Source organism: Bacteroides mediterraneensis (genome assembly GCF_900128455.1).
In the GTDB taxonomy this organism is placed as follows: Bacteria; Bacteroidota; Bacteroidia; order Bacteroidales; family Bacteroidaceae; genus Phocaeicola; species Phocaeicola mediterraneensis.
The window spans coordinates 1,905,801-1,926,930 of sequence record NZ_LT635783.1; the positions used below are offsets into that span (position 1 = coordinate 1,905,801).

Below are 21,130 nucleotides of genomic sequence, written 5' to 3' on the forward strand. Positions count from 1 at the left end.
ATGGGATTATTAACTCCGGACCCGGGGCTGCTGTTCTGGATGATTATCACTTTCGGAGTCGTGTTCTTCATTTTGGCGAAATACGGCTTTCCGGTAATCATCAAGACGGTGGAGGACCGGAAAGCATACATTGACAACTCGCTCAAGGCAGCTCGCGAAGCCAACGAACAGCTGGCGAACGTGAAGGTGGAAGGAGAGAAAATCCTGACACAGGCTCACGAGGAGCAGAGCCGTATATTGAGTGAGGCAGCGGCTACACGCGACCGTATCATCAAGGACGCTCAGGACAAGGCCTTCGCCGAAGGCAACCGCCTGATGGAGGAGATGAAGAAGCAGATTGAAACGGAAAAGGAAAGTGCCATCCGTGACATCCGCCGCCAGGTAGCTGTGCTGTCGGTGGGCATTGCGGAAAAAATCATGCGCAGCAAGCTGGCCGACGAGAAGGAACAGGCCGCGCTGATTGACCGTCTGCTGGATGAAATGATTGAATCTTCTAAAAAATAAATGAGTTATGAATACAGGAGTCGTTTCGAGGCGTTTCGCGAAGGCGCTGCTGGCGTATGCGAAGGAAGAGGGACAGGAAGACAAGGTGTATGAGGAGGTGAGAACACTGGCCGCACACTTTGTGGAGGTGCCCGGCCTGCGCCACGCCATTGAGAATCCTGTGCTGGAGAAAAGCAAGAAAGTGGAGCTGCTCTGCGAGGCGTCGGGTGGAAAGACGGTGAGCAAGGTGCTGACGCGCTTCTTCAATCTGGTGCTGGAGGAGAGACGGGAAAAGTTCTTGCAGTTCATGACGTGGTCGTACATCGACCTTTATCAGGAGGACAAAAACATTCTCATCGGTAAGCTGACGACCGCTGCAAGCTCGCCCAAACTGGTGGAACACTTGCAGAAACTGGCTGCGGAACGTACGCACGGAAAGGTGATTCTCGAAGAAAAGGTGGACAAGAACCTGATTGGAGGGTATGTCATCGAACTGGCGGGCTACCGGCTGGATGCCAGTGTGGCCAATCAGCTGAAGCGCGTGAAACAGCAGTTTATCACGAAGAACAGAAGAATAGTGTGAGAGTTAAAAGGTAAAAGTTAAAAAGTAAAAGTGGAAATATATTTGCGACTATTCACTTTTAACTATAAACTCACTCCTTTTCCTCTCGTTTTTAACTATTAACTTTTAACTATTAATTAAAAGAACTATGCCAGAAAATACAATAAAACCCAGCGAAGTTTCCGAGGTGTTGCTCCAACAGTTGAAGGGGATTGACAACTCGCTGAAATTCGACGAAGTAGGTACCGTACTTCAGGTGAGCGATGGTGTGGCACGTATTTACGGTCTGCGTAATGCGGAAGCCAACGAGTTGCTGCAGTTTGAAAACGGTATCATGGGAACGGTGATGAATCTGGAGGAGGACAACGTGGGAGCCGTGCTCTTGGGTCCGACCGACCAGATCAAGGAGGGGATGATTGTAAAGCGTACCAAGCATATCGCTTCTATCAACGTGGGCGAATCCATGCTGGGACGTGTCATCGACCCTCTGGGCGTGCCTTTGGACGGACGCGGTGAGATTGGCGGCGAGCTCTGCGAAATGCCGCTGGAGCGCAAGGCGCCGGGTGTTATCTTCCGTCAGCCGGTAACCGAACCGTTGCAGACGGGTCTGAAGGCCATCGACGCGATGATTCCTATCGGCCGCGGACAGCGTGAGCTGATTATCGGCGACCGTCAGACGGGTAAGACCGCCATCGCCATCGATACCATCATCAACCAACGTGCGAACTTTGAAGCCGGAAATCCGGTGTACTGTATCTATGTGGCCATCGGTCAGAAAGGTTCTACCGTGGCCAGCATCGTGAACGCCCTGCGTGAAAAGGGTGCCATGGATTATACCATCGTGGTGGCTGCCACGGCTTCCGACCCGGCTGCCATGCAGTATTTCGCTCCGTTTGCGGGTGCCGCCATCGGTGAGTACTTCCGTGATACCGGCCGTCATGCCCTCGTGGTCTACGATGACCTGTCGAAACAGGCCGTGGCTTACCGTGAGGTGTCTTTGATTCTGCGTCGTCCGTCCGGACGTGAGGCTTATCCGGGTGATATCTTCTATCTGCACTCTCGTCTGTTGGAACGTGCGGCCAAGATTATCAGCCAGCAGGAAGTGGCCGAGCAGATGAACGACCTGCCTGCCAGCCTGAAAGGCAAGGTGAAGGCCGGCGGTTCACTGACTGCCCTCCCGATTATCGAGACGCAGGCCGGCGACGTGTCTGCCTACATCCCGACCAACGTGATTTCCATCACCGACGGTCAGATCTTCCTGGAAACCGACCTGTTCAACCAGGGTTTCCGTCCGGCCATCAACGTGGGTATCTCCGTTTCGCGTGTGGGTGGTAGCGCACAGATAAAGAGTATGAAGAAAGTGGCCGGTACGCTGAAAATCGACCAGGCTCAGTATCGTGAACTGGAAGCCTTCTCCAAGTTCAGCAGCGACATGGACCCTGTAACGGCCATGGCCATCGACCGCGGACGTAAGAACAACCAGCTGCTGATTCAGCCGCAGTACTCACCGATGCCGGTGGGCGAGCAGGTGGCTATCCTGTACTGTGGTACGCACAGCCTGATGCGCGACATCCCTATCGCCAAGGTACGTGCGTTCCAGGATGCCTTCCTCACCACCCTGCGTGCGAACCACCAGGCCGACGTGCTCGATGTGCTGGCAGCCGGAAAGATCAACGACGACGTCACAGCCATTATCGAAAAAGTAGCGGCAGAAACTGCCAGACAATTTAAAGCATAATCCTCATGGCATCACTGAAAGAAGTTAAAGGAAGAATCAACTCAATCAACGGCACGCTGAAGATTACTTCGGCGATGAAGATGGTGGCCTCGTCGAAACTGCACAAGGCGCAGGAGGCCATTGAAAACATGCTTCCTTACGAGCGCCGGCTGCACCGCATGCTCGAACATTTCCTGAGTGCGGGGCTGACCGTGGAGTCGCCTTTTGCAGTGAAGCGTGAAGTGAAGAAAGTGGCCGTTGTCGTATTTGCATCCAACAGCAGCTTGTGCGGCGGATTCAACGTGAACGTAATCCGTCACCTGCACGAGGTGGTGGAGGAATATGCCCGGAAGGTGGGCCGCGAGAACATCGTGATTTACCCGGTGGGCCGGAAGGTGGCCGACGCGGTGAAGAAGATGGATGGCGTGGTATCGGCCGGGGATTACCAGCACATGAGCGGGAAACCGAACTACAAGGAGGCTGCCGACCTGGCCGCCGACCTGATGCAGCGCTTTGCCGCCGGTGAAATCCAGCAGGTGGAGCTGCTGTACAACCACTTCAAGTCGACCTCTTCGCAGGTGCTGACCCGCGAGACGTATCTCCCGCTGGAACTGAATGCGGCGAAGACGGACGACACGGAAGAGGCTGCCGACGAAATGCAGGCCGACTACATCATCGAACCCTCGCCGGAACAGGTGATGCAGGAACTCCTGCCGAAGGTGCTCCGCCTGAAGATTTACACCGTGCTGCTCGACTCTACGGCTTCGGAACATGCTGCCCGTACGATGGCCATGCAGATTGCCACGGATAATGCAAATGACTTGATACAGGAACTGACCTTGATTTACAACAAGAGCCGCCAGCAGGCCATCACGAATGAGCTGCTGGATATCGTGGGCGGGACAATGGCCTGACCCCCGGTGCGGCGCTCTTGCACTGCATAAAAAAACGTATCGCTGCCTTTCGGCAGGATACGTTTTTTTTTGAACGAATAAACTAAAAAATTAATTATCTTAAAAAGAAAACATGAAATTGCTTGGTGATTTATTTATATAACAATCTGGTTGTCACTTTGTTCATCTCTTGTCGTGTTTTTTTTCTTTTCATCTCTTTTTAATAATTATAGAAGCTCACCCAGCTGCCGTCGAGCTGACATTCCAGGCGTCCGTCGCCGAGGCGGATGTTGTCCATGTAGGAGAAATCGCCCCCGCCGTAGTTGAGCCGGATGCTGGTGTAGAACGCGTCGTACCAGTCCCATACGAAGGTGTAGCGGTATTCGTCCCACCGTCCGTAGGCATCCTGCACACGGAGGTAGTCTTCGCCCGTGCCGTCGGGATAGAAGCGCAGCACTTGGAAGCGGTGGTATCCGTAGTCGTCGTACCAGTCGTCCTGCCAGTCGGAGCTGCAGAGGTAGGCCGTGCGTTCGCGGTATTCAAGAGAGTGGTTTCCCAGCTCCAGTTCCACGTCGCAAGACGGGAAGGCGAGTGTCAGCGTGAGCAGCATCGCTATATACATGAATTTTCGTGCCTTTGTTTTCATAACTCTTGGTGTTTTTGGTTTTCCTTATGTGACAAAGGTATCCGAAAAAAAGCATACAAACGAATGATTTTTCCTATTCGTGGAGGGGAATTTCCCTATGGCAGGTAGGGATTGGCGCAAAAAAAGGCCCTGCAATCCAGATGGGGTAGGATGCAGAGCCATAAAAAACTAGGGCAGGCTTTTTTATTCCTATATTGATGGATATGTATATAGGTCAGGGTTTTTGAAGCAAGGCTGCCAGTGCATCGCGCCAGTCTTCTCCGTTGCGCGGGCAGTAAGTCTGGAAGCCCAGGGCGCGTGCCGCCTGTACGTTGCCCGGTCCGTCGTCCACGAAGAGCGACTCTGCCGGGTCGATGCCGGCATCGGCTATCAGGAAGTCGAAAATCCGTCGGTCGGGTTTGGTCACGCCAATCTGATAAGACAGGTAGAGCTTGTCGAAATACTCCGTCAGCGGTTTTCCCTTCGAGGAGAATTCCGGACTGCACGCCCAGTCCATCACGTAAGGGTTGGTGTTGCTCAGCACGAACAGCTTGTAGCGTTTGCGCAGTTCCTTGAGACAGTCGAGCAAGCGTTCGTCCAGTCCCGTGAAGTAACCCATCCATGCCTGGCGGGTCTCGTTCCAGTCGGGTGTATGTCCGCAGAGCTCGCCCAGCTTCTGCTGGAATTCGTCGGGAGAAATCTTTCCTTCCTCCAGTTCCTGGAAGATGCCCGTCTGGTGATACTTGTCCAGACGCTGGTCGGCATCGGCCAGTCCCAGGCGTTCGAAAGCCTCGACCGCCTTTTCGCGGCTGATGGGGGCGATGACCCCTCCGAAATCGAAAATCAGGTTCGTTATCATAATGTCGTTTTTATTTTCTCAGCATCAGGTTCTTGAACGGGCCGGGGTAGGGCGTTTCAAATTCCATGCGTTCGCCCGTGAGCGGATGGTAGAAGCAGAGCTTGAAGGCATGAAGCGCCAGGCGTCCGAGCGGGTCGGATTCACAGCCGTAGCGTGCGTCGCCCACAATCGGATGTCCGAGCGTCTGCATGTGAACGCGGATCTGGTTCTTGCGGCCCGTTTCCAGCTGCAGTTCCACGAGCGAGTAGCCGTTGGCCCGCTTGATGGTGCGGTAGTGCGTGATGGAAAGCTTTCCTCCGTCGTCTACCGGCGAGGAGCTGACATACAGCTTGCGGTCGGTGAGCCAGGAACGTACCATGCCCTGGTCTTTCTCCATGTCGCCCATGACGATGGCCACGTAGCGGCGGTCGTACACAATGTCGTGCCAGTTGTCGCGGAGCGTGTGCTGCGTCTTTTCGTCCTTGGCATACATCATGATGCCCGACGTCTCACGGTCGAGGCGGTGCACCACGAAGATGCGGTTGTTGCGGTGTTCCCGTTTCACATACTCGTTGAGGATATGCTGTGCGGTACGTTCCTTCTGGTGGTCGGTGGCCACGGAGAGCAGTCCCTCTTTCTTCTCCACCACGATGAGATACGCATCCTCGTAGAGAATCTTCAGCATCGGATGGCGGAACTCGTGGTTATGCTTTTCCCGGCTCACCTGCACCTTCATGCCCGGTTTGAGGGGATAGTTGTACTGTGTCTGGATGTTGTTGTCCACCAGTACCACGCGGTTGGTCAGCAAGGCCTTCACGCGCGTGCGGCTGATGCCCGCCATCTTCTTCATGAGGAACTCCATCAGTTCCGCCGGCTCGGTGACCGGATAGACCGTATATTTGGCGGCAGCCCGCGGGAAGGGGCGCCGTCCGTTGCCGTTCATATTTTTTCTTGCCACTTTGTGTATCGTAATCTTTGGTTAGTTATCGGTTCGGGAATAAGGTGCGTGCGTTCAGCGTCTGTCCAGGCGGACCACATTCTCCACGTGGTGCGTGTGGGGGAACATGTCGACCGGCTGTACGGCAGTCACCTTGTACTTGCCGTCGAGCAGCTGGAGGTCGCGTGCCTGTGTGGCCGGGTTGCAGCTCACGTAGACGATACGCTTCGGCTCGGCGGCCAGAATCACGTCGATTACGTCGTTGTGCATGCCCGCGCGGGGAGGGTCGGTGATGATGACATCCGGGCGTCCGTGCTCCGCGATGAAGTCGTTGGTGAGGATGTCCTTCATGTCGCCCGCATAGAACAGCGTGTTGTCGATGCCGTTCAGGGCCGAGTTCACCTTGGCATCCTCGATGGCTTCGGGCACATACTCGATGCCCACCACCTTGCGTGCCTGCCGTGCCACGAAGTTGGCGATGGTGCCCGTACCCGTGTAGAGGTCGTACACCAGCTCGTTGCCCGTGAGTCCGGCAAACTCGCGTGCCACCTTATATAAATTATAAGCCTGTTCGGAATTGGTCTGGTAAAACGATTTCGGTCCCACCTTGAAGCGCAGTCCTTCCATCTCCTCGAAGATGTGGTCGTTGCCTTTGAACACCTCCACGTCGAGGTCGCCGATGGTATCGTTGCACTTGTTGTTGATGACGTACATCAGCGAGGTAATCTGCGGGAACGTGTCGGCCATGAACTGCAGGATTTCCTCCATCTTGCGGCGGTCGTCGTCGCCCGTCACCTTGCACTGAAGCACCACCATCAGTTCGCCCGTAGACGAGGTGCGGATCATGATGTTACGCAGCAAGCCTTCCTGCGAGCGCAGGTCGAAGAACGGGAAATTGTGCGCATAGGCATAGTCGCGCACCGCGTTGCGAATCTGGTTGGAGATGTCGTCCTGCAACCAGCATTTGTCGATGGCCAGCACCTTGTCGAACGCTCCCGGGATGTGGAATCCCACCGCGTTCATCTGGTTGTACTTCACGTCCTGCTTCACCTCCTCTTCGGTGAGCCAGCGCTTGTTGGAGAACGTAAACTCCAGCTTGTTGCGGTAGAAGCGGGTCTTTTCCGAACCCAGGATGGGACGGAATTCCGGTAGTTCCACCTTCCCGATGCGGGTGAGGTTGTCGAACACCTGTTTCTGCTTGTACCTGAGCTGCTCTTCGTACGACAGACACTGCCATTTGCATCCTCCGCACACGCCGAAATGGCTGCAGAATGGCTCCACACGCAGGGGAGATTTCTCGTAGAACTTCACGGCCACCGCTTCGGCGTAATGGTTCTTCTTGCGTTTCACCTGCAAATCGACTACATCGCCCGGCACTACATACGGGACAAACACTACCAGTTCATTCACTTTAGCCACGGCCTTGCCTTCTGCGGCTACATCTGTTATCGTTACCTTCTCCAATAAGGGAAGTTCTTTTTTCTTTCTTGCCACGTTTTTTTTAATAAAACCAATTTGGGAGCAAATTTATATATTTTTCCTGACATTCTGCTATGTTTTGGGAAGAAGTTGATTTTGTAAAGTCTATGTTGCAAAATATGTCGAAAAATATCTTTGTAAAATTTGGAATGTAATAAAATATGTATAGATTTGCGCCGTTGACCAACGAAAAACACACTCGTTAACCAACGGAAAAAAATTATTCAACCTTATCAAATAAGAAAACATGGAAAAGAAAAGAGTCTACACCTTCGGGAACGGACATGCCGAAGGAAAAGCTGACATGAGAAACTTGCTGGGTGGAAAGGGGGCAAACCTGGCCGAAATGAATCTGATTGGTGTACCTGTACCTCCGGGATTTACCATCACCACGGAGGTCTGCAACGAATATTTTGAGAAAGGAAAAGACGATGTGGTTGCCTTGCTGAAAGACGACGTGGAGAAATCCATCAAGGGCGTGGAGAGCCTGATGAAGTCGAAGTTCGGCGAGGTGGAAAACCCGCTGCTCGTTTCCGTACGTTCGGGTGCCAGAGCATCCATGCCGGGAATGATGGACACCATCCTGAACCTGGGACTGAACGACGAGGTGGTAGAGGGACTGGCCCGCAAGACCGGCAACCCGCGCTTCGCCTGGGATTCTTACCGCCGCTTCGTGCAGATGTACGGCGACGTGGTGCTGGGCATGAAACCCGTGAACAAGGAAGACATCGACCCGTTTGAAGCCATCATCGAGGACGTGAAGAAGGCCAAGGGCGTGCGTCTGGACAACGAACTCGACGTGGACGACCTGAAGACGCTGGTGGTCCGCTTCAAGGAAGCCGTGAAGAAACAGACCGGACAGGAATTCCCGTCATGCGCCTACGAACAGCTGTGGGGCGCCATCTGTGCCGTATTCGATTCGTGGATGAACGAGCGTGCCATCCTCTACCGCAAGATGGAAGGCATCCCGGCAGAGTGGGGAACAGCCGTGAATGTGCAGGCCATGGTCTTCGGTAACATGGGCGAGACATCGGCCACAGGTGTCTGCTTCTCACGCGACGCCGCTACCGGAGAAGACCTGTTCAACGGTGAATACCTGATCAATGCCCAGGGTGAGGACGTGGTGGCCGGAATCCGCACGCCGCAGCAGATTACGAAAATCGGCTCTCAGCGCTGGGCCGAACTGCAGGGCATCTCGGAAGAGGAACGTGTGGCCAAGTATCCTTCCATGGAAGAAGCCATGCCCGCCATCTACAAGGAACTCGACGAGCTCCAGACCAAGCTGGAAAACCATTACCACGACATGCAGGACATGGAGTTCACCGTACAGGAAGGCAAGCTCTGGTTCCTCCAGACCCGTAACGGAAAGCGCACGGGTGCCGCTATGGTACGCATCGCCATGGAAATGCTGCACCAGGGCATGATTGACGAAAAGACGGCCCTGATGCGTTGCGAGCCGAACAAGCTCGACGAACTGCTGCATCCGGTGTTCGACAAGGAAGCGCTGGGACGTGCCCGCGTTTTGACCCGCGGTCTGCCGGCCTCTCCGGGAGCTGCCTGCGGACGTATCGTCTTCTTTGCCGAAGATGCGGCCGAATGGCATGACGGCGGTCATCGCGTGGTGCTGGTACGTATCGAGACTTCACCGGAAGACCTGGCCGGTATGCAGGCTGCAGAAGGTATCCTGACCGCCCGCGGAGGTATGACCTCGCATGCAGCCGTCGTAGCCCGCGGTATGGGTAAGTGCTGCGTATCCGGTGCCGGAGCCATCAACGTGAACTACAAGACCCGTACGGTGGAAATCGACGGGGTGGTGCTGAAGGAAGGCGACTACATCTCCATTAACGGAACCAACGGTTATGTGTATGCCGGAGAAATCCCGACCCAGCCGGCCAAGCTGTCGGGCAACTTTGCCGAACTGATGGAACTCTGCGACAAGTACGCCCGCCTGAAAGTGCGTACCAATGCCGACACGCCGCGCAACGCACAGGATGCCCGCGGTTTCGGTGCCGTGGGTATCGGACTCTGCCGTACGGAACACATGTTCTTCGACGACGAAAAGATTATCGCCATGCGCGAAATGATTCTGGCCGAGGATGTGGAAGGCCGCAAGAAAGCCCTCGACAAGCTGTTGCCTTACCAGAAAGCCGACTTCAAGGAAATTTTCAAGACCATGGACGGACTGCCGGTCAACGTGCGTCTGCTCGACCCGCCGTTGCATGAGTTCGTGCCGCACGACCTGAAGGGTCAGGAAGAGATGGCCGAGGCCATGGGAGTGACCGTGGAATACATCCGCCAGCGTGTGGACAACCTCTGCGAGCACAACCCGATGCTGGGTCACCGCGGCTGCCGTCTGGGAAATACCTATCCGGAAATCACCGAAATGCAGACCCGCGCCATCCTGGGTGCCGCCTGCGAGCTGAAGAAGGAAGGCTACGACCCGCATCCGGAAATCATGGTGCCGCTCATCGGTATCCTGTATGAGTTCGAGGCACAGGAAAAGGTGATCCGTGAAACGGCTGCCCGTCTGTTCAAGGAAGAAGGTGTGGAAATCCCGTTCAAGGTGGGTACCATGATTGAGGTGCCGCGTGCCGCACTGACCGCCGACCGCATCGCTTCACACGCCGAATATTTCTCTTTCGGTACGAACGACCTGACACAGATGACCTTCGGTTATTCGCGCGACGACATTGCTTCCTTCTTGCCGGTGTACCTGGAGAAGAAGATTCTGAAGGTAGACCCGTTCCAGGTGCTCGACCAGAACGGAGTGGGACAGCTCATCGAGATGGCCGTAGCCAAAGGCCGTTCGGTACGTCCCGACCTGAAATGCGGTATCTGCGGCGAGCATGGCGGTGAACCGACTTCCGTGAAGTTCTGCCACAAGGTAGGTTTGGATTACGTGAGCTGCTCTCCGTTCCGCGTGCCTATCGCAAGACTGGCTGCCGCGCAGGCTGCTATTGAAGAGATGAAGTAATATTTTATTGAATTTATGGAAAAGCTTTGGGGATAATTGTCGAAAGAAATCCCTGAAGCTTTTTTTTCTTCATTTGTTTTTACAGTTTGACATATCCCTTGAATAAGGATGTCTAAACTTACCTCAGGATATTGATTATAGATTAAAAAAGTATGAAGTATGATGAAAAGAATTTGTTTGTTTGCTGTGTGTGCATGCTTGTTGGCCGACATGAGTTACGCTCAAAGAAAAGTTGAGGTAGTAGAAACCCCGCAAGAAACACAAGCAGCTACTAGCGGGAAAGTAATTAAGCGTAAAGTGGCAATAGGACGGTTCTCAAATGAAACGCAATATGCGAAGGGCATATTCTATGATAAAGAGAATGATCCGATGGGCAAACAAGCGCTGGATATTCTTTCAGCTAAGCTGGCTGCTTCCGGAAAATTCCTGCTGTTGGAGCGAAGCGATTTGTCCACTTTGCTTGAAGAAGCCCAAAAGGGCGAGAACGGTTTGGCCACGGTCGGAGCTGATTATATGATTATTGGTTCCATCACGGAATTTGGCCGGAAGAATACCGGGAAATCGGGTGTCTTTACCACCACAAAAACACAGACCGTGGAGGCGGCGGTAGCTATTCGTCTGGTAGATGTGTCTACAGGCCTGATCATTTATTCGGATGAGGCAAAAGGTTCTGCCGATTTGACCACTAAGACAACTATGGGTATAGGTGGACGTGCTGATTTTGATGCCACACTGAGTGACAAGGCCATTTCTGAAGCCATTGGACAGCTGGTGGAGAATATCATTAATAAATGTACAGACAAACCATGGAGAACTTATTTCCTTTCTTATGATACGGATGCGGTGTTGATTGCAGGTGGAAAAAGTCAAGGCATAGAAGAAGGGGATGTATTCTGCGTGAAGTCAAAAGGTAAGAAAGTGAAAAATCCTCAGACGGGTTTGATGATTGAATTGCCAGGAAAGAAAATAGGTACGGTCAAGGTGATATCTACAGGGGGCGATACTCCGGAAACTGAATATTCTTTTGTGGAGGTATCAGCCACGGCTCCGATTGATGCAACGAAACTAAGTGAATATTATATTGAAGAATCCAAGTAATTATGAAAACAAGATTATGGATGATTGTTGGGCTGGTTGCATTGCTGTGCGGATGCAAGGCTCATTATCCTGTGGCTCAGGAAAGTGGAAAAGAAGACATGGCTTATTTGCTCTTCACTAGTCCGGGTGAATATGCAGGAAAGGAAGTGACCGTTATGCTGGATGGCAAAAAGCCTTTTGAGGCGAAGGTCGTCAAGGCTAAAAATGCCAATCGCAAGGGAACATCGTATGCGGTTTCTACCGGGCGGAAGAAGATTGACGTGATTTACAATGGAAAATCGATTTATAGTAAGGAAATATTTGTGTCTACTCAGGAAACTAAAATAATCACATTGCCATGATGAGAAAAATTCTATTTATGGGTACTTGTATGCTGGCTTTTGCTTCTTGTACTACCGTGAAGCCATTGTATTCGTGGTATAATTATGAAGACGTGACTTATCAGTACAGTAAGAAAAGCACGGAAGGACTTCAAGTGAAAGTGCTGGAACAGTATCAAAAGATGATTGACAAGCAAAAGGGTTCCAGAGGGGTCGTTCCTCCGGGATTGTATGCGGAATACGGCTATATGTTATATCGGACCGGAAAGAAAGAGGAAGGCCTTTCTTTCTTGAAGGAAGAAATAAAGGTTTATCCGGAGTCGGAAAAATATATCTCAAGAATCATTAAACAGCTTGAAAAATGAAAAACTATTTAATTGTTACATTAGCTATTATACTACTGTCTTCATGTGCGGAAACGATTACACGCGGAAAGCAGTATGCTAAGTTATACGAGGAGAAACCTGTTTCCATAGTTATCATGCCTCCCATCAATCAGACGAATTCCGTAGAAGCAAAAGATTTCTTTTATACTACGATGTATATGCCGCTTTGTGAGAAAGGCTATTATGTGTATTCACCTTATCTGACAATGGAGATGTTCCAGACAGAAAGTGCATACGACAGCGAGATGTTTCTGGAAAATGACATAAATATCTTCAAGAAAGTGTTGGGAGCAGATGCGGCGATGTTTACGGTTATAAAATCCTGGAGCCGGAAAACGATGACCGGAAAACTGACTGTGGACATAGAATATATTTTGCGTTCCACTTCTACAGGAGAAACTCTTTACCACAGGGAAGGCTTGATGAATGTAGACACAAGTGTCAATGCAGGAGGCGGATTACTGGGAACTGTCGTAAGTATGGCTGCCACGGCTTTAAGTACTGCCATGACAGATAAAGTGGTGGCAGGAAGAAAATGCAATGCTTTTGTGTTGAGTGATATGCCTGTGGGGAAATACAGCCCCAATTATGGCAAAGACCAGAACCTGGAGGCTGGTAAAAGTTATATTAAAGCGACTGTGAAATAATTCTCCGAAAATTATAAGGTCGTGTGAGGCGCACTGTGTCACGCATCGTTTTTCTATAGAAAAACCATTTTTTCAAGGGCTGTTCCCGACGGGAACACGCCCTTTTTTGTTGCCTTGACGTAAGTTTGGCATAAGGGATAATGTAGTCCTTTGACGGTTGGAAATATTCGGATAAAATCACTAAATTTATCGTGTTCAATGATAACTTTGTCTCAGTGAACAGAAGCATGAATGTGGAATTAAATCAAGAAAAAGATGGAAACAAAAGAGCTTATGACTACGGATTTCGACCGTAAGTTGGATGTGCTGATGGAAGAAAATCGTGCGGGACGGCTGGAAAGGTATCCGTGGGTAGGGGCACGTTATGCCGGACAGGCTCCTAAGGTGCTTGTTCTGGGTGACAGTCATTATGCCACAGACGGGAACGAGTTTTCGCAGGAGGCCTTGGAGGAACTGTTGGAGAAAGATGCCACCAGAGCCGTAGTGGACTGTGCGATAACTTCCGATGCTCCTTGGAGGATGTTTGCCGGATTGTACAGTCTGTTCGGGAAAGACAGTCTGGAGAGCCGGAAAGATTTCTGGTCCAAAATAGCATTCTACAATTTCATCCAGCGCGTGATGCGGGCAAGAGATGAACGGCCGGCGTACGAGGATTTTATGAACGCATGGAAATGCTTGTCCGGCCTGTCTGACGTGCTTCTGCCGGATTTTTGCTTGTTTATCGGAACCCGAAGCGAGACCGGCATCGAAGGGTTGGGAGAAGGGAACTATGCAATCAGGCAGGATGATTCCGTTTACATCAACGGCTTTCCGCGGGAGGGATGGTTCTTGAGTGCCGGTGGACGGCGGGTGCCTTTCATAGCCATACATCACACCAGCATGGGCTTTTCTCCTTCCCACTGGCAGGCGTATTTGGAAGATAAAATTCCTTCTGTCATGCGGCAACTGAGGAAATGACCCGCAAAAATCCGCCCGCAAGGTGTAAAATGTCTCATATAACACTTATCTTTGGCGGAAAATTCAGAAAAACATGATTGATACGGAATATTTGAAGCATTTTGAAGAGAGATTGCAGCAGAACCTGCTGCATTTGTGTACCCACGAAGGGGTGCTCGACGGCACGCTGCTGGCCACCGAGGATTTGGACAAGCGCTGGCACGACCTGGCGCCGGAATACATGGCCGATGCCGTGGAGCAGATTCCCGACTATCCCACGGTGTCGGTGGCTTGGGCGGCTTACCTGGGGTTGGGTGTGGCCTGCCACTGGGACGAGGACTGGGAGGCTTGCATGCAGGCCACTTACCAGTCGTACTACGGGGAGCAGGGCTTTGACGACATGGACGAGCACATTGTGCACGACCTGCTCGGACTGCCGCTCGACGGGGCGGAGGCCGCTCGTCTGGAGAAAGTGATTCGCCGCTGTGCGCAGTATGCGGTAGATGCCATCCGCCACGAACAGATTGAGCCGCAGAGTCCGCGGGCCTTCCACGTGTTTGCCCGTGCCTGCCGGACGATGTTCCGCATAGGGGCGGCCATCGAGCTGAAACGCCTGGGCTACAAGTTCGAGAAAGTACAGCTCAGCCAGGTGCCGGGCGGTTTCCCGGCTTGAGAGACGGATTCTGCAAGCGCCTGTGAATCAGCGGGTCTCATAGGATGAAAAAACGTCCTTACGTTTTCCTTCAAACGCACTTGTGTTTTGGGTAAAACGTAAGGACGTTTTGGTGTAAACGCACTTGCGTTTTCTGGGGAAGCGTAAAGGCACTTTGGGAGGGGAAAAGATTCCTTAATTTCTGTGGAAAACTTCACATATTTTCAGACTGCAAACGGGCCGGATGAGAAGCCGGAACCGGTTGATTCCGGACAGTTCCTTCTGTGGCGACAAAAGGACGGCAGAATTACGGTAGATTGGTACATGGATAAATGAAATCTGTCCGAAAACGGAATCTTATATTCTTATAAAGTGTAAAATTCGTGCGGATGTAAAGAAAATAATCGGATAATCCTACAAATCGCCAAAAAATTGTAATCTAGAGAAAGAATGCATTATTTGGTTTGCTATCAGTGACTTTTTATTGGCTACGACACCCGGAAAGGCCAGAAACCCCACTTCAGGCCGAAAAATTGACAGTGAAAATCCCATGAACAACATGCGGAGAAAATGAGTTTTTATAGGCGAGAGTGTTTGATTTTAATTTTTAAATTTAACTTATGAAGAAAAATGTATTCAAAATGTCTGCTTTTGCGCTGATGTTGGCATGGGCAGGGTGTAGTAACGAAGAAATTGCCACAACTGCGCAAGGCGGAGATGACACATTATCTCCAGGAGAAGCAATGATTGAAATTAGTCTGACAAACGCCAATTCGCGCGCGGCGCGTCCGGTGGGAAGTTCGGCAGCCGCCAACAATGTGGACCATTACAAGCTGGTCGTATTGAAAGACGGTGCTGTGGCCGAAGGAGTCACTGTGACGCAGATTGACGGTGCGGCGGTGAGCAGCAATGACCCGATGGATGAGGCGGGTGCCGCGTGGAACAGTGCGGTTTCCACTGAAGGTGCAGGGGAGGCAAGCCGTGAGAACGGTCTCAAGAAAATCAAGCTGGCAGGCCTGAAGGCCGGGGAGTACACGATTATTTCTTATGCCTATAACGGAGATACGGACCCCTATGCGGCTACGTTGTCGGGCAACACTTTTACGACTCAGACGCAACTGACAGGCTTTGACGTGGAGGAACTGTTTGCCGGTTCGGTTACGGTATCTGCCACGGAGGAAGGTAAGTTTACCACCCAGCCCAAGGTGACGATGGAGCGTCAGGTGGCTGGTATGCTGGCCTACTTCAAGAATGTACCCGCCTACGTCAATAACGAGAAGGTGGAGAAGGTGGTGGTGAGAGCCAACCGTGAAGCCAGCGGGTTTACTTTCCCTTCTACAGCCGATTTGAATGGTAAGTGGGATTCAGGCAACAGTGGGGCGGTTGATTTGCTGACGTTTACCATGAGTGCGGCAAGCAACTATTCGGTAGCAAAATTGGGTGAGACCTATACCTTCAACGCAGAAGGGGGAGATGGCAAGAAATACCAGCTGGCAGACGGAATGCCTGAAAACCAATCCCTGAAATGTGTGGACCACTCACTTTTCGGTGGCCGCTTCGTCTTGCCTTACGAGGAGCATGTGGCCAGCCAGACGTTGAGCATCCACATCTTGGGCAGCGGCAACAAGGAGCTGAAAGTGCTGAATGTCACTGTGGCACAGGCTCCGAGCGATGGAACGAAATACCAGTATGACATCCGCCGCAATAATTTCTACTCCATCGGTAAGAAACTGTTCACGGACAATACGGAAGGAAAAGACTCAGCCACTTTGGAGGCAGAACCGGGTGCCGACGACAAGGATGCGCCCATCGACCTCTCGAAGTCGGATGAGCTGCTGGTCACCTTGAACGACGCATGGGGAGTGCTTCACGATACTGCCGTAGAATGATATAACGCCTCAAACTGCGTCACAATCTGCTGGAAGTGTGGCGGCAAATAATGCATCGTCTGTGCGTGCAGGGCAAGGGGAATGCCGTAGAACGCTTCAGCGATGCTGCCCGTGATACAGGCCAGCGTGTCGCTGTCGCCGCCCAGTGAGACGGCGTTGCGGATGCAGTCTTCAAAACCCGTCCCGTCCAGAAAAGCACGGATGGCCTGGGGCACGGTGCCTTGGCAGGTAGCGTCCCACTTATATGAGTCACGGATACCGTCGCAAGTGAAATTCAGGTTGTAGCCGAATTTTGCTTCGACGGTATTTTTTATGTCCTCTTTCCGTTTCCCGCATCGGGCCAGGAAGATACAGAGGGCCGTGGCCTGCGCTCCCTTGATGCCCTCGGGATGGTTGTGCGTGCAGGCGGCGGAGACGTGGGCCGCTTCCAGGGTCTCTTCTTCGGTGCGGAATGCCCATCCTACGGGTCCTACGCGCATGGCCGAGCCGTTGCCGCAGCTGCCGTAGGGGAGGAGCTGTCCCGTCTGCTGTCCTTGCCGTAGCCATTCGCGGAAACGTCCGCCGAAGCCGCCCAGCGGACACGGGTAGCAGGTGGCATAGCGGAAATAATACGTCGCACAGTCCCCGCCGTGCAGCAGCCAGTCGGCCGTGGCGAGGGTCAGGATACTGTCGTCGGTATATCCCTTCTGAGGGGTGAAGAGGGGGAATCGCTTGGTCTTGATGTTATGGAACTCGTAGACGCTGCCTACGATGTCGCCGAGAATGCTTCCAATCATGGGATAGTTTTTTGTTTGTGGATGTAAAGATAGTGCAAAAATGGATGAATAAGGGGGAGGGTGATATGGATTGACAAAAAAGAGCAAAAAAAATGTCTGATGACTTTGATTTATTAACAAGAAATGTATGTTTTGTGAAAAATTTTATATATTTGTGGTGATTGACTTTGTTGTATTATCTAAAAGCTAGGAAAAACATGGGGGTTTTATTTCATATTATCAGATATTCTATCGGTAATCTGTTTTTGGGAGTTCTTCTCACAGTAGCAGGGATATTGTTGATGTTTGTCTTGATTCGGTCATGGCGCCGTGACAGCACTTTTACGCCGGTAAGTTACATTGTGGGCGTTATCCTATTTTTCTTTCTTTCAGTCCAGGCCGTTTTGCTTTGTGGAGCGGTAACCATTAAATCTTATTGCAATGAGGTGGAATATGCCATCAATGACTGGGTAAAGGATGCTCCTGTCGGAACCGTATATAATCAAGCGGAAAGCCAGATAATATTGGAACAAATCATGGACCAGTGGCCATTGGTAGGTTACTTTGTGAACCTGGCCGATTTTTCAGGCCATACACCAGAAACGATTGCGCCGGCAATGGCGGGGGAACTGCGCTCGGTGATGAATCATTTCATACTTCGCCGCATAGGCTGGAGTCTGTTTTTTGTGGTAATCGGTGCTTTCATCGTAATCAAATCGATGGAGCGGGTGACACGCAGAAGCTATTCTCACAGATATTCCGGAGCGGGGCGCAGAAGAAGACGTTATGATGATTAAATATAAATTAAAAATTAATTACTATGGCAAATCATTTAGTTATTGGATTAGGAGGAACGGGAGGCTCTGTCTTGCGTGCCTTGCGTAAGCGTATTTATGAAGAGTTTCGTTCAAATGATCCAGCAGGCAGTGCTAATATAGAATATTTGTATGTGGATTCAAGTCTGGCCGATTTGAACAATGAAGAAGACTGGCAGACATTAGGTGTGTCTGTTCAGCTCTCTCCGGCACAGCGCTTGTCAATCAACGGAATCGGTTCAGGGGTGTTGAGTAATCTCGACCAATATCCGGGCATCAATGCTTTTATCAACCGCAAGGATGAGGCGATGCTGAAGGAAGGCATCGGGGCCATTATCAGTGAAGGTATTGGAGGCCAGCGCCGTCGTTTCGGGCGAATGTTGATTGCCAATAACATGTGTGGTCTGCCCCAGAATACATTTGTCGGACAGGTACATGCGCGTGTCCGTGCGTTGAAAGAGAAAGAAGATGTGGACGATGTGACCTTCCATATCTGTGCCGGACTCGGTGGTGGAACAGGTTCAGGTTCCATTGTGGATGCGGTGGCTCAGATTCGTAATGAATTTCAGCGTACGGGAGACGACCGTTCGAAGTTTAAGATACAGCTTTATCTCTATGTACCGGAGAAAATCATTCAGATTCCGGGAGGCGAAGACAGCAACCGCTATTACCAGCCGAACGGTTATGCTGCTTTGCTGGAACTCAATGCGATGTCGGTAAAACGTTATTTCCCTACGGATGTGAAAGGAAATACCGACGAATATGGCAATGTGCGTCGCTTGTTGATGGGACAGGACGCGTTTGATATGGCTTATCTGTACACCAATGTGAATGAAGCCGGCAAGGAAGTGAACATCCATAAGGTGCTGCCGGGAATCGTGGGTGATTTCCTGTTCCAGAAGATTGTGGCTTCTTCCATGCAGAATGGAGGGAAGATGGCTCGTCTGGAGACCAATGAGAACAACGGTCTTCTACCGGAAAACAATGAGACAGGTGAAGCTGTCCGTAGCCGTCGGTTTATGACCTTTGGGGTGAAGCGGATTGAATATCCCGAAACGGAGGTTGTAGAGTATGGAGCCTACAATTTTGCGCGGCAGGCTTCCATGCAGATGTTGTATGGATTATGGGATGAGGCACGCGGCTACATCGAGTGTACGGAAGACATGGTAGGAAAGACTTTCATTCACGATGTGGAGAAAGACGCTGAAAAGGAAGCGAACTTGTTGTCTGACGATTATCTCACATTAAGCAAGCCGTTGCCTTCCATTGAAAAGCACGTGACCAACTGGAAACCTATTGTGCAAGGATGGGAGTTCTATGTAGACCGTTACAAGCAAGATGTGCAGGCTGAATGTCAGAAGAAAGAATGGTATGAAGAATTCAACCAGCTTTGTGAGAAGTTCTATGATTCGATGTACCGTGGATGTGGCGTCAAGAAATTCTATTTCGATTATGAAACTCAGATTCCGGGTTTTGCCGAGGAAATATGCCGGCGCATAGAGAATAATCTGTTCGCAAAATGGAAGAATGGGGAGATGTCCATCATCGAGGTGCATAAATATATTGCAGTTTTGATAAGCAAATGTACGGAACGTATAGAGGGCTTCAAATCGAAGATTACCAAGCGTACTACCTATTTGAATGAAGATTTGGCAGAGCAGCTCGAAGAAATCCGTGCCGACTGGAACAATATCGGTTGGCTGAAAGATGCGATTACGAATGCATCGGCCAAGACGTTCGGGCGCTTTGCCGATGCGAAACGCGAACAGCTGACGGTGGCCACTTCCATTGCAGCTTATGGTTACGCCGTGAAACTGATGTCGGAAGTCATCAATATGCTGACGCTGTTGAACAATAACAGTGTGGAACCGTTCATGAGGGTGTTGTCTGAATTTGCAGACAGCATGAAAAAACAGGCTGAAGAAAAGTGCAAGCTGAGCGATGCGGAGACCAGCAGCATGAACAGTGAGGTGGTAAAGGAATACGATCCGAAGCTGGTTCGCGACACGGTACGTGGATTCCTCAAGAATCAGGCCAATCAGAAGGCGTATGCCAGCAGCCTGCGTGCAAGCATCGTGGAATCTTTGGGTACGACCAATGTGGGATTTGCCAGTCTGGGAAAGAAAATCAATGTTTCGGCTTTGCAGGAAATCACGCTGAAGAGTTGCATTGAAAGTGCCCGGAAGGAGATGGACGATTATTCGCTGAAGAATATAAACCAACGCTTGGTCAATGTGAATATTCTGGACAAATTGAGAAATACGGATTGCAGCACTCCCGACAAGCGCAAACGTTTTATCAAGGAGATTTACAATGCCGCACAAAGCTTCTTGCCGTTCAACGGCTCGGAAGAAGGAAAGGGAAGTCCTGAAACCGCTGCAAACCATCAGAAGATTATCCAGCTTTCTTTGCCTTTGTACGAAGACGACGACACTTTCCGCAACGATTTTATCAAGGACTTTGGGGAAAGTGGAACAATTCCTTTCAACAAAGACAATGATGTCTCTGTGAATTTCAAGAGCAATCAGATTGTAGTGATTACGGCGCACAGCGGTTTCCCGTTGCGCTATGTGGACAATGTGCGTGTGCTGAAAGAAAAATACGACGTACTGGTACGCAGCGAGGTGAACCGCATGGTGGTACATACAGAATCCTTCTCCAAGGCTTTACCGGGATTGTTTGCTCTGGATGCCGGTGATTTGAAGAAACGTCTGCGCCCGGTTGTGCTGCTGGCTTATGCCCTGGATGGCCTTTTGGTAGAACGTGAAGACGTGGAAACGGGTGTGAAAACCATGTGTTTTGCCGGTGAGAAAAACCGCATGGGACGTGTCAGCCGTTGGATTCCGGTCGGAAACGACATGATTGAGACGCTGAATGAACTGTGCAAGATGAGTCGTGCGATGGATGCGGAAGCCCTGAAGAAAGCTGTGCAGACCGAACTGGATACAAACTATAAGCATGTAGAAAAGAAGAACCAGTTGATGCTGAAGATGGGTGAGACCCTCGATAATGTATTGTTGCCACTCTTGGGTGGAAATGATAATAATCCGGAATTTGTAGCCTTTAACAAGGCGGCAGAAGATTTATGTGACAATGATTTGAAGTTTGACTAAAAAAACGAAAG

19 protein-coding genes are annotated in these 21,130 nt (G+C 51.1%); 14 read left to right on the forward strand and 5 right to left on the reverse strand.

Annotated elements, in window-relative coordinates:
- The 4 genes from atpF (at nucleotide 1) to BQ7480_RS07840 (ending at nucleotide 3,676) form a co-directional block, all read left to right on the forward strand.
- Complete coding sequence (gene atpF / locus BQ7480_RS07825) at nucleotides 1-504, forward strand: F0F1 ATP synthase subunit B (protein WP_072542419.1); 504 nt, start codon at nucleotides 1-3, stop codon at nucleotides 502-504.
- Nucleotides 505-511: 7 nt separating this feature from the next.
- On the forward strand, nucleotides 512-1,066 hold the full coding sequence (locus BQ7480_RS07830) for a F0F1 ATP synthase subunit delta (protein WP_072542420.1): 555 nt from the start codon (nucleotides 512-514) through the stop codon (nucleotides 1,064-1,066).
- Nucleotides 1,067-1,193: 127 nt separating this feature from the next.
- On the forward strand, nucleotides 1,194-2,783 hold the full coding sequence (gene atpA / locus BQ7480_RS07835) for a F0F1 ATP synthase subunit alpha (protein ID WP_072542421.1): 1,590 nt from the start codon (nucleotides 1,194-1,196) through the stop codon (nucleotides 2,781-2,783).
- Between the two features lie 5 nt (nucleotides 2,784-2,788).
- On the forward strand, nucleotides 2,789-3,676 hold the full coding sequence (locus tag BQ7480_RS07840; protein ID WP_072542422.1) for a F0F1 ATP synthase subunit gamma: 888 nt from the start codon (nucleotides 2,789-2,791) through the stop codon (nucleotides 3,674-3,676).
- Nucleotides 3,677-3,875: 199 nt separating this feature from the next.
- Here BQ7480_RS07840 and BQ7480_RS07845 read toward each other — a convergent pair whose 3' ends face one another.
- The 4 genes from BQ7480_RS07845 to rlmD all read right to left on the reverse strand — a co-directional run bounded on the left by BQ7480_RS07845 (nucleotide 3,876) and on the right by rlmD (nucleotide 7,549).
- The gene (locus BQ7480_RS07845; protein WP_235816653.1) at nucleotides 3,876-4,301 is read right to left on the reverse strand and encodes a hypothetical protein; all 426 of its coding nucleotides are present in this window, start codon (nucleotides 4,299-4,301) and stop codon (nucleotides 3,876-3,878) included.
- Between the two features lie 214 nt (nucleotides 4,302-4,515).
- Nucleotides 4,516-5,139, reverse strand: coding sequence for an HAD family hydrolase (locus BQ7480_RS07850; protein ID WP_072542423.1), 624 nt, complete (start codon nucleotides 5,137-5,139; stop codon nucleotides 4,516-4,518).
- Nucleotides 5,140-5,149: 10 nt separating this feature from the next.
- A complete protein-coding gene (locus BQ7480_RS07855) occupies nucleotides 5,150-6,061 on the reverse strand; it encodes an RluA family pseudouridine synthase (protein ID WP_210436351.1) in 912 nt (303 codons plus the stop codon).
- Nucleotides 6,062-6,130: 69 nt separating this feature from the next.
- Entirely contained in the window at nucleotides 6,131-7,549 is a 1,419-nt protein-coding gene (gene rlmD / locus BQ7480_RS07860; RefSeq protein WP_072542425.1) for a 23S rRNA (uracil(1939)-C(5))-methyltransferase RlmD, read from the reverse strand.
- A gap of 232 nt (nucleotides 7,550-7,781) precedes the next feature.
- Here rlmD and ppdK point away from each other — a divergent pair, with 232 nt between their 5' ends.
- From ppdK to BQ7480_RS07900, 8 genes are all read left to right on the forward strand, one after another.
- The gene (gene ppdK / locus BQ7480_RS07865; RefSeq protein WP_072542426.1) at nucleotides 7,782-10,508 is read left to right on the forward strand and encodes a pyruvate, phosphate dikinase; all 2,727 of its coding nucleotides are present in this window, start codon (nucleotides 7,782-7,784) and stop codon (nucleotides 10,506-10,508) included.
- A 162-nt stretch (nucleotides 10,509-10,670) separates the two neighbouring features.
- Nucleotides 10,671-11,606: a CsgG/HfaB family protein gene (locus tag BQ7480_RS07870; RefSeq protein ID WP_072543952.1), complete on the forward strand. Its 936-nt coding sequence runs from the start codon at nucleotides 10,671-10,673 to the stop codon at nucleotides 11,604-11,606.
- Between the two features lie 2 nt (nucleotides 11,607-11,608).
- Nucleotides 11,609-11,947: a hypothetical protein gene (locus BQ7480_RS07875; protein WP_072542427.1), complete on the forward strand. Its 339-nt coding sequence runs from the start codon at nucleotides 11,609-11,611 to the stop codon at nucleotides 11,945-11,947.
- A complete protein-coding gene (locus tag BQ7480_RS07880) occupies nucleotides 11,944-12,291 on the forward strand; it encodes a DUF4810 domain-containing protein (protein ID WP_235816654.1) in 348 nt (115 codons plus the stop codon). Before BQ7480_RS07875 ends, BQ7480_RS07880 begins: the two co-directional genes overlap by 4 nt.
- Nucleotides 12,288-12,959 (forward strand): GNA1162 family protein, encoded by a 672-nt coding sequence (locus tag BQ7480_RS07885; protein ID WP_072542428.1) that lies wholly within the window; start codon nucleotides 12,288-12,290, stop codon nucleotides 12,957-12,959. Before BQ7480_RS07880 ends, BQ7480_RS07885 begins: the two co-directional genes overlap by 4 nt.
- 255 nt (nucleotides 12,960-13,214) lie before the next feature.
- Entirely contained in the window at nucleotides 13,215-13,916 is a 702-nt protein-coding gene (locus tag BQ7480_RS07890; protein WP_072542429.1) for a hypothetical protein, read from the forward strand.
- Between the two features lie 73 nt (nucleotides 13,917-13,989).
- Nucleotides 13,990-14,568 carry a hypothetical protein gene (locus BQ7480_RS07895; RefSeq protein ID WP_235816655.1) on the forward strand — a complete coding sequence of 193 codons (579 nt, stop codon included), beginning with the start codon at nucleotides 13,990-13,992 and terminating at the stop codon, nucleotides 14,566-14,568.
- A 599-nt stretch (nucleotides 14,569-15,167) separates the two neighbouring features.
- Nucleotides 15,168-16,436 (forward strand): FimB/Mfa2 family fimbrial subunit, encoded by a 1,269-nt coding sequence (locus BQ7480_RS07900; RefSeq protein ID WP_072542430.1) that lies wholly within the window; start codon nucleotides 15,168-15,170, stop codon nucleotides 16,434-16,436.
- On the opposite strand, the gene BQ7480_RS07905 is transcribed toward BQ7480_RS07900, so the two are convergent.
- Nucleotides 16,415-17,212 carry an ADP-ribosylglycohydrolase family protein gene (locus tag BQ7480_RS07905; protein ID WP_072542431.1) on the reverse strand — a complete coding sequence of 266 codons (798 nt, stop codon included), beginning with the start codon at nucleotides 17,210-17,212 and terminating at the stop codon, nucleotides 16,415-16,417. The two genes, BQ7480_RS07900 and BQ7480_RS07905, sit on opposite strands and share 22 nt — an antisense overlap.
- 197 nt (nucleotides 17,213-17,409) lie before the next feature.
- On the opposite strand from BQ7480_RS07905, the gene BQ7480_RS07910 reads away from it, so the two are divergent.
- Both BQ7480_RS07910 and BQ7480_RS07915 read left to right on the forward strand, forming a co-directional pair.
- Nucleotides 17,410-17,988 (forward strand): hypothetical protein, encoded by a 579-nt coding sequence (locus BQ7480_RS07910; protein ID WP_072542432.1) that lies wholly within the window; start codon nucleotides 17,410-17,412, stop codon nucleotides 17,986-17,988.
- A gap of 23 nt (nucleotides 17,989-18,011) precedes the next feature.
- A complete protein-coding gene (locus BQ7480_RS07915) occupies nucleotides 18,012-21,119 on the forward strand; it encodes a tubulin-like doman-containing protein (RefSeq protein ID WP_072542433.1) in 3,108 nt (1,035 codons plus the stop codon).
- Nucleotides 21,120-21,130: the final 11 nt, after the last annotated feature.